Annotated in this window: 13 protein-coding genes and 1 pseudogene; 8 read left to right on the plus strand and 6 right to left on the minus strand. The window is 54.2% G+C overall.

The features are described from left to right. Positions 1-149 precede the first annotated feature (149 nt). Entirely contained in the window at positions 150-3,224 is a 3,075-nt protein-coding gene (locus RYZ27_RS08815; protein WP_406679125.1) for a TonB-dependent receptor domain-containing protein, read from the plus strand. Positions 3,225-3,303: 79 nt separating this feature from the next. On the opposite strand, the gene RYZ27_RS08820 is transcribed toward RYZ27_RS08815, so the two are convergent. From RYZ27_RS08820 to RYZ27_RS08845, 6 genes are all read right to left on the minus strand, one after another. Then, complete coding sequence (locus RYZ27_RS08820) at positions 3,304-3,774, minus strand: hypothetical protein (RefSeq protein WP_406679126.1); 471 nt, start codon at positions 3,772-3,774, stop codon at positions 3,304-3,306. Beyond that, positions 3,762-4,190, minus strand: coding sequence for a D-Ala-D-Ala carboxypeptidase family metallohydrolase (locus tag RYZ27_RS08825; RefSeq protein ID WP_406679127.1), 429 nt, complete (start codon positions 4,188-4,190; stop codon positions 3,762-3,764). Before RYZ27_RS08825 ends, RYZ27_RS08820 begins: the two co-directional genes overlap by 13 nt. After that, positions 4,180-5,244: a DUF2793 domain-containing protein gene (locus RYZ27_RS08830; RefSeq protein ID WP_406679128.1), complete on the minus strand. Its 1,065-nt coding sequence runs from the start codon at positions 5,242-5,244 to the stop codon at positions 4,180-4,182. The genes RYZ27_RS08825 and RYZ27_RS08830 overlap by 11 nt, the downstream gene beginning before the upstream one ends. A 223-nt stretch (positions 5,245-5,467) precedes the next feature. Next, positions 5,468-6,031, minus strand: coding sequence for a LemA family protein (locus RYZ27_RS08835; RefSeq protein WP_406679129.1), 564 nt, complete (start codon positions 6,029-6,031; stop codon positions 5,468-5,470). A 65-nt stretch (positions 6,032-6,096) separates the two neighbouring features. Further along, positions 6,097-6,741: a uracil-DNA glycosylase gene (locus tag RYZ27_RS08840; RefSeq protein ID WP_406679130.1), complete on the minus strand. Its 645-nt coding sequence runs from the start codon at positions 6,739-6,741 to the stop codon at positions 6,097-6,099. After that, entirely contained in the window at positions 6,731-7,309 is a 579-nt protein-coding gene (locus tag RYZ27_RS08845; RefSeq protein ID WP_406679131.1) for an NYN domain-containing protein, read from the minus strand. The genes RYZ27_RS08840 and RYZ27_RS08845 overlap by 11 nt, the downstream gene beginning before the upstream one ends. Positions 7,310-7,425: 116 nt before the next feature. Between RYZ27_RS08845 and rpoZ the strand changes: the two genes are divergently transcribed. The 7 genes and pseudogenes from rpoZ to era all read left to right on the plus strand — a co-directional run bounded on the left by rpoZ (position 7,426) and on the right by era (position 13,659). Further along, positions 7,426-7,776 carry a DNA-directed RNA polymerase subunit omega gene (gene rpoZ / locus RYZ27_RS08850; protein ID WP_406679132.1) on the plus strand — a complete coding sequence of 117 codons (351 nt, stop codon included), beginning with the start codon at positions 7,426-7,428 and terminating at the stop codon, positions 7,774-7,776. Between the two features lie 6 nt (positions 7,777-7,782). Then, positions 7,783-10,032: a RelA/SpoT family protein gene (locus RYZ27_RS08855; protein ID WP_406679133.1), complete on the plus strand. Its 2,250-nt coding sequence runs from the start codon at positions 7,783-7,785 to the stop codon at positions 10,030-10,032. Next, positions 10,025-10,600: pseudogene (gene pyrE, locus RYZ27_RS08860) on the plus strand (orotate phosphoribosyltransferase); the annotation flags it as partial. The gene RYZ27_RS08855 and the pseudogene pyrE, both read left to right, overlap by 8 nt. Positions 10,601-10,761: 161 nt before the next feature. Beyond that, entirely contained in the window at positions 10,762-11,517 is a 756-nt protein-coding gene (locus RYZ27_RS08865) for a pyridoxine 5'-phosphate synthase (RefSeq protein ID WP_406679134.1), read from the plus strand. After that, positions 11,514-11,915, plus strand: coding sequence for a holo-ACP synthase (acpS, locus tag RYZ27_RS08870; protein ID WP_406679135.1), 402 nt, complete (start codon positions 11,514-11,516; stop codon positions 11,913-11,915). Before RYZ27_RS08865 ends, acpS begins: the two co-directional genes overlap by 4 nt. Then, the gene (gene rnc / locus RYZ27_RS08875) at positions 11,912-12,691 is read left to right on the plus strand and encodes a ribonuclease III (protein ID WP_406679136.1); all 780 of its coding nucleotides are present in this window, start codon (positions 11,912-11,914) and stop codon (positions 12,689-12,691) included. The genes acpS and rnc overlap by 4 nt, the downstream gene beginning before the upstream one ends. After that, on the plus strand, positions 12,688-13,659 hold the full coding sequence (gene era, locus RYZ27_RS08880) for a GTPase Era (RefSeq protein ID WP_406679137.1): 972 nt from the start codon (positions 12,688-12,690) through the stop codon (positions 13,657-13,659). The genes rnc and era overlap by 4 nt, the downstream gene beginning before the upstream one ends. Positions 13,660-13,662 lie beyond the last annotated feature (3 nt).

Below are 13,662 nucleotides of genomic sequence, written 5' to 3' on the forward strand. Positions count from 1 at the left end.
AACCACACTCCTCGACGGTTTTGTTACAGAACTGTCAGGAATTCGTCTAAAGAGCTTGCACGTTTTTTCAATAAGGCTCACAAAAAATTCATCTCGGCTTAAGATCGAGGAAAATCGGATTAGTAACACCAACGTTCAGGGGAATTTATATGAGCTTCAGCTCTTACAAGAAGACTGTTTTTGGCAGCGTTGCGGTTAGCGCACTTATGTTGTCCGGAGCAGCCTATGCCCAAGAAGAGGGCACAGAAGAAGTCGTTGAAATCGTCGAAGAAGATACCAGCGAAGCCAGACAGGAAAAGATTGTCGTTACAGGCTCTCTGATCGCCCGTGATGAATTCTCTTCCTCATCACCGATCCAGGTTATTACCGCTGAGGTCGCTACGCTCGAGGGTCTGGTCGACACAGCCTCACTCCTGCAAGGGTCTTCACTGGCCTCTGGTGCGACACAGCTAAACAACACCTTCCAGAACTTCGTTACCAATGGTGGTGTTGGCTCACAGACTATTGACCTTCGTGGTTGTGGCGACACACGAACGCTCGTTCTGATCGATGGCAAGCGTCCTGGCCCAGCGGGTACACGTGGTGGTGTTTCATCTGTTGATCTTAACACAATCCCACAATCAGCCGTTAGCCGCATTGAGATCCTCAAAGATGGCGCTTCAACCATTTATGGTTCTGACGCCGTTTGTGGTGTTGTAAATATTATCACACGTGATGCTGTCGACAGCCCAGAAATCAACGTGTTTGCCTCACAGCCATTCGAGCAGGGTGGTGAAGAATACCGTATCAGCGGTGCGTTCGGTTTTGAACTCGGTGACATTGGTACATTCGCATTCTCAGGTGAGTATCGTCTTCAAGAAGAGCTTGACGGCGCTGATCGTGACTATCTTGATTGCCCAATCGACCGCGTACGAAACCCAGACACCGGAGAGCTGATCGATCGCCGTGACCAATCTGCACGCCCGGCCGGCCCATTCGGCTGTGACAATATCTATCACGATACAGTCATTGACCAGTTCTCAGGTGAGCGTCTGATTCCATCGCCTGATGGTTCAACTGGCCCAACAGCCTTCGGCGGAAGCATCACTGGCTACCGCCCACGTGTTGGCACAGGCACAAACCCGGATGGAACACTCTTCTTTGAAGATATTCTTGATGGTGATTTTTACGATAACACCGACTATCGTCCGAAAAACGAGAACATCTCGTTCATGGCAACTTCTGACCTTACATTTGGTAATGGTATGAACTGGGATAGTGAGCTTTTGCTTACGCGCCGTACAACAGAAGTTGAAGGATGGCGTCAATTCTTCCCATCCGTTGGTTCAGCACTTAACCCTGCAGGCAACAACCCTGGATTTGGGTATATTTCTGACCCAACCTACTCCAACGACATCCAGTCTCTTGCACTCCCTGTGCTGCCTTTCCCAACCTACGACAAGGTTGAGCAAGACTACCTGATGGTATCTTCTGAACTATCTGGGCAGTTTGGTATCGATGCTCTATCTGAATGGGGCTGGCGCCTGACGGGTATCTACTCAAAGTCAGATGCCACTTATGAAGGCAATGAGATTCTCAATGCTCGTTCAGGTGACTGGGGTATTGATGGGGTCGACTATAACGATGATGGTGTTGTCGACTTTATCGCGCCACCTTCAGTTAACTTCCTTGACCCTGACTTCCTGAATGGTACGCGCGTCAATGATCTCGTAGCGGCCATTGGCGGTTATCAATCAGGTAACACAACCTATGAGCAAACACAGTTCACAGCTGTTGCCACTGGTCCATTGTTTGAGCTGCCAGCTGGTGACGTAAACATCGGGATCGGTGCTGAGTATCGTGAATTCGAGATTGATGATCAGCCTGGTGTCCTGACTCAAACTGGTGAAGTTTGGGGTTCTTCGGTTTCGAAACCTACTCAAGGTACCAATGAAGTGATGGAAATCTTCGCTGAATTGGATGTTCCGATCATCAAAGGCGCGGCATTTGCTGAAGAGCTGACGCTGAACCTTTCAGGTCGTGCATTCGACTATGATGTTGGCGGCGAGGATTCAATCTACAAGATTGGCCTGAACTGGCAGATCAACCCGACGCTACGTTTACGGTCCAGCTTTGGAACGTCGTACCGTGCACCTGCATTGTTCGAAACGTATCTGGATGACGAACTGGCCTTCTTCTCTCAGTTGAATGATCCATGCAACAACGTTGATGTAACAACCAACCAAAACCTGATCGATAACTGTGCAGCTGTGGGTATTACCACTGCTAATATCAACCAGGTCGGTAATGGTAGCTCAGGCAGCATTCGTACATTTGGTAGTGCAAGCCAAACAGTTCAGGACATCATTCTTGACCGTTTCGACCAAGATACACTCGATCTCTATAATGAGCTTACAGGCGGTCCTGGTGGACTGAGACCAGAAACCAGTGAGACATTCACTGCTGGTTTTGTCTTCTCCCCAACCTTCACAGACCTCCGTGTAGCCATTGACTATTATGAAGTTGAAATCGAGGATCAGATCACGCGTTTGAGCGCGGGACAGGTGCTTGGTGGTTGTTATGGTGCTGTGAACTTCCCGAACACATTCTGTGACTTGATCATCAGAAACCCAGGAACAGCACCAGGTACTAATGCTTTCCGGATCACAGAAGTCATTGCACCGATCATCAACCTCGATAGCCAACAACAGCGCGGTATCGATCTTGAAGCCCGGTATGAAAGAGGCTTCACATTCGGTGACCTGATTGTTGAAGGGTCGGTAAACTGGGCACTCGAGCGCTTTATCAGCGTATTTGGTTCAGAGCTTGATACAGGCGTTGCAAATGATGACTTCAACGGCTCAATCGGCTTCCCGAACGTTGTTGGTAATGCTGATATCCGCCTTGAGCGCGGTGACTTCACATACTCCTGGTTCATTGATTACATTGGACATCAGGACAATAACCGTGACTTCGTCGCTGACCTGAACCTGCCAGCAAACTACTTCGGTCTCCAAGGTCTTTACGATGTTGAGACAGAGGCTGTGTTCTATCACGGTGCGTCTGTTCGTTGGGAAGGTGACACATGGACATTCACAGCAGGTATCTCGAACCTGTTTGATGAGCACCCACCAGCTGTCTCTGCTGGCCAGGTAACCACTGTTGGCGGCAACACTCCTGTTAACGCCACTGGTTATGATGTCTTAGGGCGTCGTGGCTTCATCGAAGTCTCCAAGACGTTCTAAGTCTCTGGAAACATCCGAAATAAGAAGGGCGGTCTTTATGACCGCCCTTTTCTTTTGCCCAAAAGTCAATCGAGCATGCCTATTTGGGTAACCCCTTGCTTGGGCCGCGGTCTCCGAACCACCAGAGCGTTGCTGCCGTGGCCGCGAAAGTGGCGGTTTCGGTTATCGCGCTGCGGTCAACTTCTGACGCGCCGAGCCATATCGCCCCGGCGATGAGCCATAAGAGCAAAGTCAAAACCGGACGCGTAATCCCGCGGGCCGCATCCACCCATTTATAGCTCGCACGCATAGCAGCTTCTGCCGCAATGGATGTATCCAAGCCGCGCCAGCTTCCGGCCAAATCGGTGAGTGCGATCTCTGCTTCCGTTTCCGCGCGCGCCGCAGCTTGCTGTAGCTCAATCAATTGAACCTCATGCTGCCAGCGGGCTTTCTCATGCGCGAGTTGCTGGCGCTTCTCAAAAAAACCCGCAACACGTCCAAGGGCCGTTCCCAGCAGGCCAAACAGCCCGCCCCCTGCAGCGCTCGCGGCCAATCCTGCTATATCTGCCATGCCTCTTTACTCCTTCCATAATACCAAATCGCCGGGTCGCGCCGTCGGTCGAGATGCAGGAACGTCCGTGCCAAACCTTGCCCGGTGAACCCCTGTCGTACTGCAGCCTCTCGCAGGACATGACGATCATGCCCGGCCAAAGCGACATCCACCGCCAGCGTTTTGTGCTGCGATAAGGGCGCGCCACCAACCGCTGCATTCCACTGAGCACAACGATGTCCGGAAGTGATGACAAGCGCGCGGCCAACCGCCGCGCGTACCGCCTCCAGGGCATCCAGAAAAACCGGCTCATGCCAGTACTCACCGTGACAGAACCGCCCCCCACAATGGCAGGCCAATTCAGATATGGAGAAATGCGGCCATAGCCATCTACCGGACAGCGCCTCATGCGCTGCACTGGGACTCTCAAACTGCATGAGATTGCTCTAAGCGTTCAAGTCGAATGCTAAGATTCTGAATCGCGGCAACCAGAACAGCGATCAACTCGTCAGGTGACAAGAGCTGCTGACTGTCCTGATCATCCGGGTCAGCCAGTCGCCAAAGCGCTGCATCATCGTGCCCAACGGCTATCAGAGCCTCACGAACTTCTTGAGCAACAAACCCGAAATGACGCTTGCCCATTGGTGTTCTCTGGAAAGACACTGGGCGCAGAAAATCCAGAAAGCGCAAAGGCTCCTGCAGGTCTTCAATCTCGGTCTTGCTGCGACGGTCAGAGCTGATCGTTGGTGCGTTTTGCAAATAAAGATCACGCCAGATCTGGTTTGCCTGCCCCAGATCCAATGCAGCCGAACTGGTCGGCACTGGCGAGGCTCCAAAATGTACGGTCTGATCGATCGGATGAATGGACACAGCATCATACCAGGTACCGCCATCAGGGCTCACCCGGAAGCTTAGGTTGTTCTGGCCCACCAGCCCAATTTCAGCCCGCCCACTCCAGCCAGACTGGAACACGAGAGACCCGACCGCACTTTCGGATTCCTTATTCAAAGTGATCCGCAAATCCCCGCTGCCGCCATCCCAGCCTTCGCGTGCTGTAAACAGAGCTTGATTGAGCCGCACAGCAAGAGGATTGTTGGTATCAGCCGTTGTCGCTAGCCCTAAAAGCTCCAGATTCTGTGGTTCCTTCGATACAGGTTGCCAGCCGCCGCCATCAAAAACGATAACCTGCTGGATCGACTTGTCCCAAACCTGCCAACCTGCAACTGGGGTGTAGAAGTGCCAGGCCCCATCAAGCCAGACAGCCAGTTGTGTATCCATGGCTTGCCAAGCATCTGTTGCAGCAGCGCCAATCAGCCAGCTTTCTCCTTCGAACGGAGCAGCGGGCGGAACGGTTGCCCCCTGTCCTTCAATCGCGGCCATCAACAGCGTGTCCACCGCCTTAAGGCTCTCATTCAAGGTGACGTGCTTCTGCGCCTGATTAGGCAATAGGTAGGGAAGCCCCAATCGCGGGGTAAAATCCGATCCACTCATCTTGGTCCACCATCCTCTGGCCAGTCACTTTCTGGACAAAGAGTGCACCGAATGAATATCCGGTCGGATTGATTCTGGATTATGCTTGCTGGATATGAGCGCATTGCAGGATAATCGACGATCTATCCCTTGATAACACTTCACATCGATAAGGGGCCGGAGCATGTCCCCTTCAGCACCTTTTCAGATACCTCATGTCTCGCTTCAGATACTCTTGAGCGCCCTAACCGAAATCCACAGAGGGCGGCGTACTGAGGGCGGCGCGATCATCCCCAAGATCAAAGAAGTCACGCACCTCAAAATTGAAGCTTCCCGCCACAAGTGATCCGGGGAACTGCTCTCGCGCCGTATTATAGTCCTGGACCGCGCTGTTATAGAAACGCCGCGCTGCCGCGATCTTATCCTCAATCACAGACAGTTCATCCTGCAGATCGAGGAAGTTCGTATTAGCCTTCAGATCGGGATAGGCCTCGGCCAGCGCAAACAGCTTGCCAAGCGCACCACTCAGCAGCCCTTCAGCTTGCGCCATGTCACCCGGCTCTGTTGCATTCACAGCAGCCTGACGTGCCTGAATGACGGCATCAAGCGTCTCTTTCTCATGCCCGGCATAGCCTTTGACCGCCTCAACCAGATTGGGGATGATATTCTGACGCTGCTTCAGTTGAACATCAACATCGGCAAAAGCCTGATTGCACCGCTGACGCTTGCTGACCAAGCCATTGTAGATGCCAATCACAACAACGGCCAAAAGAGCGATTACGCCAAGCACAATGAGAAGCGGTGTCATTCAGATACTCCCTATATCCAGATTGGCTTCTAGCGTTATCTCTCATCGCCGCGCCGCGCAAGTTTTCACCCGTCGAGCAAGGCCCGCGCCCGCGCGAAAACAGTGTCGAACATCTCCTCGGTCAGGCGGCCTGTATTGGTATTGTAGCGTGAGCAATGATAGCTTGAAAGCAAGGTTACCTCGCCAATCTCATACTCACTCGCATGCCCGAATGGGTAATCCTTCAAACGTCCACCCAAAGCGCGCACCGTTGAATCATGCGAGATTTTCCCAAGGCATAACAAGACCTTGAGATCAGGGAATGCGGCCATACGGGCCTGCAGAAAGGGGCGGCATTGATTGATTTCAGCGCCAACCGGCTTGTTCTGCGGCGGCACACAGCGCACGGCATTGGTGATCATGGCATCTTTCAGGATCAGCCCATCATCAATGCGTTTATCATACTGGCCCTCGGTGAACCCGAACTTGGCCAGCGTCCCGTAGAGCAGATCACCAGCCCAGTCGCCTGTAAACGGACGCCCCGTTCGGTTTGCTCCGGTCAAACCCGGGGCTAAACCGATGACCAGCAATCTTGCATCCGGATCCCCAAAACTTGGAACAGCGCCATTGAACCAGTCCGGTTCTTTCTCGCGTTGTTCAAGAATAAACCCACGCAGGCGCGGGCAAAGATCACAATCCTTGGGCGCTTCAGCTGGCGCGTCAGTCGTCATACTCGTCATTGCTCACCGGACCTCGGTCGTCATTATCCCGTCTGGGCCGGGCGATCAGGTCACCCAACTCATCGAGATCAATGAAGACATCCGCCTCACGACGCAACTCATCACCGATCATTTGCGGTTGGCTTTTGATGGTGGAGACAACCGTCACCCGGACACCCTTTGCCTTCACAGCCTCAACAACACGCCGGAAATCACTATTCCCCGAGAACAGAATGACATGGTCGAGATAGGCTGAAGCTTCGAGCATGTCAGTGGCCAACTCTACATCCATGTTACCCCGCATACGCCGACGGCCTTCGCGGTCGGTATACTCACGCGCTGTTTTAACAATTGTGTTAAAGCCATTATAGGCAAGCCAATCTACAAGCGGTTTGATTGGATTATGATCATCGCTTTCAAGAATAGTGGTATAATAATTGGCACGCAGCAATCGACCTCGTTTGCGAAATTCATCCAATAGTTTGCGAAAGTCGATTTCCAGCCCCAACCCTCTAGCTGAAGAGTAAAGGTTTGCCCCATCAATAAATAAAGCAATCCTCTCGTCTTTATAGAATGCCATTCCTATACCTTACCAAAACCCTAATCCTCTTGCGTAAAACAGTGTGCAATCCAATGCAAGCACGGGTTGCGAAAGCATGTTGCAGCGCATATAGAGGGGGATTACAGGAGACATTCATGGCCCGTGTGACCGTTGAGGACTGCGTCGAGCAGGTCCCGAACCGTTTTGAACTGATTTTGCTGGCCGCACAGCGTGCGCGCATGATCCGCGAAGGCTCACCGCTGACCGTTGATCGTGATAATGACAAGGATCCAGTCGTATCCTTGCGTGAAATCGCGGAAAAATCTGTTGACCTCAAGATCGTCAAGGAATCTCTTGTTGCCGACCTTCAGGAAGTTCGCCCTGGTGAAGAAGAAGAACGTGAAGCCGACCGCATCGCGCTGGAATCTGCCCCGACGGCGACTGAGGAAGATGTTATGCGCGCCTACCAGGCTGAACTGGAATCTGGCCGCGACGATCGAATGTAATCTTCGATGACAAGCAGGGCCGCCAGACTGGAAGATCGGGCGGGTGAAACCCCGCAACCCAGAGCCATACGCGCTGACGTTCCGTTCCTGACCGCGGAGCAGCTTGCCGATACGGTTATCACATATCAGCCTGACGCGGACCGTGACCGCCTGCTTCGGGCTTATAATTTTGCGCGTGAGAAGCATGGCGAACAGCTGCGTCAGTCTGGCGATCCATACTACTCCCACCCCGTCCGGGTCGCGACCCTTCTGACGACGATCAAGCTTGATGATGCAACCGTCATTGCCGGGCTTTTGCATGACACTGTAGAAGACTGCGAAGATGTCGATTTCTCCGACATCGCAGACCAGTTTGGAGCCGACGTCGCTGAACTGGTCGATGGCGTTACAAAACTCGGGCAACTTGAATATCAAAGCGAAGCCACAAAGCAGGCTGAGAACTTCCAGAAGTTCATTCTCGCGACCGTCAATGATGTGCGTGTGCTGCTCATCAAGCTTGCAGATCGTATGCACAATATGCGGACCCTGCATTTCAAAAGAAAAGAAGAATCACGTCGACGGGTTGCCCGTGAAACCATGGACCTCTACGCGCCGCTCGCCCGGCGGATCGGTCTTCACTATGTCGCATCCGAAATGGAGGATCTTTCCTTCCTGCATCTGAATCCCGAGGCACGTGAGCAGATCCTGAATCAGCTCGAAGCGCTGGAATCTGAGAATAAGGATGATCTCGAGCGGATCCGTGAAGCGATCTATGAGGTCATGGACCGCGAGCAGATTCCCTGCCGGGTCAAAGGGCGCCGCAAGGAACCCTATTCCATCTGGCGAAAACTGGAAAAGAAGTCGATTTCCTTCCGCGATGTCGCCGACATCTTCGGCTTCCGCGTGATCGTGGATACGGTCCCACATTGTTATCAGGCGCTCGGGGCTTTCCACACGGCCTGGGCCTGTCTGCCAGATCGGTTTCGCGACTTCATCTCTGTTCCAAAGCCAAACGGATACACCTCTCTCCACACAACCGTGCGCGCCAGTGGCAACCGGCTGGTAGAGCTGCAAATCCGCACCGAAGAAATGGATGACACCGCAGAGCGCGGGGTTGCTGCACATTGGAGCTACAAAAACAGCGCCTATGGCTTTGATCCTGAAAGTTCCAAGGCGGCAGGTCTTGACCCGGCTGCGAACCTGCGCGCTTTCGGTGAGTTGCTCTCACATGGCGGGGATGCCGATGAATTTCTCGAGCATGCCAAGATGGAGATGTACCGAACACACGTCTTCGCTTTCACACCCAAGGGCCGCCTTGTCCTGTTACCAGCAGGCTCCATGCCGCTGGACTTTGCCTATGCCGTACACACCGCCGTTGGAGACACCTGCGAAGGGGTCAAGATCAATGGCGTGCCAAGGGGTCTGCGCACAGCCCTTAACAATGGCGATGTGGTTGAAATCATCCGGCGTTCAGACCCCCGCCCTGTCGCTGGCTATGAGGCCCTGACGGTCACGGGTCGTGCCCGCGCGGCACAACGCAAACTCAGAAGAGAATTGGAAACCAGTGAGTTCGAGCGCCTGGGTCAATCCATGCTTGAACGTAGCTTGCGCCGCGTCGATATCGATCCCGTCACGGTTGACATGCGCCGCATTGCCAAACGCGCGGGTCATCAGGGTGTTAGCGCCATGTTTGAGGCGATTGGGCGCAGCCATGATCAGGTGCACCGCATCATCCTACTCGCGTTTCCCGGAGTTGATACCGAGGTCGCCGCCGAGCATGAGCGCGTCACACTTGATGAGGCGAGCCCGAGAGACCTGATTGTCAGCGAAGGCTTGAAACCCGGTGTAACGCTTCACCTTGGTGAGTGCTGTCACCCCATTCCCGGTGACCGTATTATTGGCTTGCGTGAACCCGACAAAGGCCTCGTCGTTCACACAATCTATTGTTCAACCGTTGCCAAATATGATGACCAGCCCGATCGCTGGGTTGATCTGCAATGGAGCGAGCTCGCCAAGAGCGGTGTACGCGCTGTTGGGCGGATTGCTGTCAACGCAGCCAACGCCAAAGGCGTTCTGGCACAACAGTGCAATGTCGTCGCACAAGCCGGCGGAAACATTACCGGTGTGCGTACCCGTTCGCGTGGCCCCGGCTTTATAGAGCTTGTCTTTGACATCGAAGTGGACGACTTACGCCACTTGGAACAGATCAAGGCAGCCTTACGCGCACTCGCTGTCGTCGAGCGTGTGGAACGGCTGGAGGAGAGCGATTTTGAATAATGACGATGTGCTGCAGGTTTTCCGCGATGCCGGGGCGCTGCTGGAAGGCCACTTCATTCTGTCTTCAGGGCGCCGCAGCCCGGTTTTCCTTCAGAAGGCCCTCGTCTTCTCGCAGCCAGAATTGTCTTCAAAACTCTGTGCGGCGCTGGCTGAAAAGGTCAAAGCGCGATTGGGCGACATTGATGTCGTTGTTGGCCCGGCCATGGGCGGGGTTATCCCCAGTTATGAACTCGCGCGCCATCTTGGTTGCCGCGCTGTCTTTGTTGAACGCGTGAACGGCGCATTTGAATTGCGCCGAAGCTTTGAAATCGCTGAGACGGACCGCGTTTTGATCGCTGAAGACATTGTCACAACGGGTCTCTCTTTCCGCGAAACAGTTGAATCGCTGAGTAAACTGCCAGGCACTGTTGTTGGCGGCTCCTGCATCATTGACCGCAGTGGCGGGGAAGCGGACGTTGGTTGTGAGCTGGTCTCACTCGCGGCCATAAAGTTCCCGGACTATGACGCCGATAACCTACCACCAGAACTTGAAGCGATTCCGGCCCATAAGCCCGGTAGTCGAGGGCTTAACCCTCAAACGAGCAAAAGAATGGACCTGACAGCGCAACTTAAATCTTATGGCTGGCTGATTATAGTCGGTATTGTCATCGCCTTTAGCTACCAAGTCGGCAAAGATATGGCAGAGCGTGATAATGCCAGAGACCGCGCTGCCTCTGAGGTCTGTTGCGAATGACCGGTCACCTTCGCCTCGGTGTAAACATCGATCACGTTGCCACCATCCGTAACGCGCGCGGCGGGGTACACCCTGACCCGGCGCGAGCTGCTGTGCTCGCGACAGAGGCAGGCGCAGATGGCGTAACGCTGCACCTGCGCGAAGACAGAAGACATATTCGAGATGGCGACCTCGACCGTATTCGAGAAGTAACGCACCTGCCCATCAACATGGAAATGGCCGCCACGGAAGAAATGCTGGAGATCGCATTGCGGTTTAAGCCCGAAACAGCAATGTTTGTCCCGGAAAAACGCGCTGAGCTAACAACTGAGGGCGGCCTCGATGCGGTGCGGCAGCACAACCACCTTTCAGACTATGTCCGTCGGCTGCAAGACAATGGCAGCCGTGTCTCCTTCTTCATTGAGCCAGACCCCGTTCAGCTCATCGCAGCTAGCCGTATGGGCGCTGATATTACCGAGTTTCATACAGGCCGGTATGTTGAACTTGTTCAGGCCGGTGAAGGCGAACTCGCTGGCGCTGAACTCGCCAGAATTACAGAATGCGCCGCCCAAGCGGTTGAATTGGGTATCGAGCCGCAGGCTGGCCACGGCCTTACTTTCGATACGGTCACGCCAATTGCCGCTATTCCGGAGCTAACCGAGCTGAATATTGGTCACTTCCTTATGGGCGAAGCCATCTTTGTTGGGCTTAATAAAGCCGTGAGCGAGATGAAGCGCCTCATGCAGGCCGCCAGAGCTGAGAGTACGGAATGATTATCGGCTTTGGCAACGACCTCTGTAATATCGAGCGCATTCAGGGCTCTCTGGACCGATTTGGTGAGAAGTTTGAAAAGCGCTGTTTTACCGAAGGCGAGATTGCCAAGGCCCGCAAACGCATGCGCACAGCAGAGACCTATGCCAAACGGTTCGCCGCCAAGGAAGCCTGCGCCAAAGCGCTTGGCACAGGTGTCCCACGTCGTGGTGTACACTGGAAAATGATGGAGGTGATCAACCTCCCCTCCGGCAAACCAACCCTCAGCCTCACAGAAGGGGCGGCCAAACGCCTCGCCGAGATCACTCCGGATGGCTATGTCGCCCATGTGCACCTGACCATGACGGATGACCATCCATGGGCTGAAGCGCAGGTTATTATTGAGGCTCATCCCTCATGAGCCGTAACGCAGCGAAACCAAGCCGCCCCAAGCGCACCCGTCATCGCGCCGCCGCCAAGGCTCGCAAACGCCCGACATTGACGGCTGATAAGCGCAAAGCGCTGGAAACAGCGATCGGCTACCGCTTCAAGGATGAGGCTATCCTGACCCGTGCCCTCACCCATCCCAGTTTGATTGATGAGTATCAGGGCAGTGTCGGCTTCTCGAACCAGCGCATGGAATTCCTGGGCGATCGCGTCCTCGGCCTCGTCATGGCTGAAATCTTGATCAACAAATATCCGAAAGAGCGCGAAGGCTATCTCACCAAGCTCTTCCACCACCTCGTCAGTGGCCCGGTTTGTGCCAAGGTTGGCGAGCAACTCAATCTGCGCGATTATCTCTTTATGGATGCCTCGATGCACTCGAACCAGTCGAGCCACTATGACAAAGCCGTGGCCGATGCTGTCGAAGCTCTGATTGCGGCAATCTATAATGATAGCGGTTTGGATGCCGCTGAGCGCTTCATCAAGAAATGCTGGATATTTGATACACTGACCAAAGAAACAGCCGAGCCGGATGCTAACCCCAAGACCCTTTTAAGCGATTGGTGCGGGGCAAACCGTGCGGCCTATGCCGTTTATGAGACGGTCGGCACAAGCGGCCCGGACCATGCCCCGAAATTCACGGTCAAAGTCTCTGTTGAAAACCATGGCGAAGCGACCGCAAAAGGCAGTAACAAGGCAGAAGCAGAGAGAGCCGCAGCACGCGCCCTTCTCGATCTTCTGGAAAAGACATGACCGACACTGAACACGCCACGCCTGACATAGACGACATCAAACGGGCTGGCTTTGCCGCGATTATTGGCGCGCCGAACGCTGGAAAATCAACATTGGTGAACCATCTGGTTGGCACAAAAGTCGCCATCGTGACGCATAAGGTTCAAACAACCCGCTTCCCGGTACGCGGGGTCGCCCATCACGGTGATGCACAAATCGTTCTTGTCGACACGCCCGGTATTTTCCGGGCCAAGAAGCGTCTCGACCGCGCCATGGTCAAGGCTGCATGGGCGGGCGCTGATGATGCCGATGCGGTCGTCCATCTGATTGATGCCTCGGCCTGGGTTGCAGAGAAAGCCGGAGAGGCCAGCGGCGCGCAGCGGCTCTCCGTTGAAGACGATCGGCGCGTGATCGAAACCCTGAAGGAAAGCGGTCGCAAAGTCTTCCTCGCCCTCAACAAGATTGATCTCTTCCCACATGAGCAGGTTTTACCGCTGATGGCTGAGCTGAATGAAGCTGAGGTCTATCAGGAGATTTTCATGATCTCTGCCCTGAATGGCGATGGCGTTGATCGTCTGCTCGCGGCGTTAGCAGGGCAAATGCCAGAAGGCCCAGCCATGTATCCGCCAGAGCAGACCGCTGATCTGCCCATGCGCCTGCTCGCCGCCGAGGTCACACGTGAGAAGCTGATGCTGCGCCTGCATCAGGAATTGCCTTATCAACTGATGGTCGAGACCGAGAGCTGGGAGCCGTTCGACAACGGTTCAGTACGCATTCGCCAAGCTGTAATTATCGCCCGCGAACAGCATAAAGGCATGGTGCTCGGCAAAGGCGGTTCCTCAATCAAGGCGATTGGCAAAGCCGCACGCGAAGAGCTGACCGAAATGCTGGGACAGACGGTTCACCTGATCCTGTTCGTCAAGGTCGACCCGAAATGGATGGAGCGGCGCGAAGCCTATTCCGCTGTCGGACTGGAGTTTGATGCTTAAGGG

The sequence above is a fragment of the Hyphomonas sp. FCG-A18 genome (assembly GCF_045287255.1).
Taxonomy (GTDB): Bacteria; Pseudomonadota; Alphaproteobacteria; order Caulobacterales; family Hyphomonadaceae; genus Henriciella.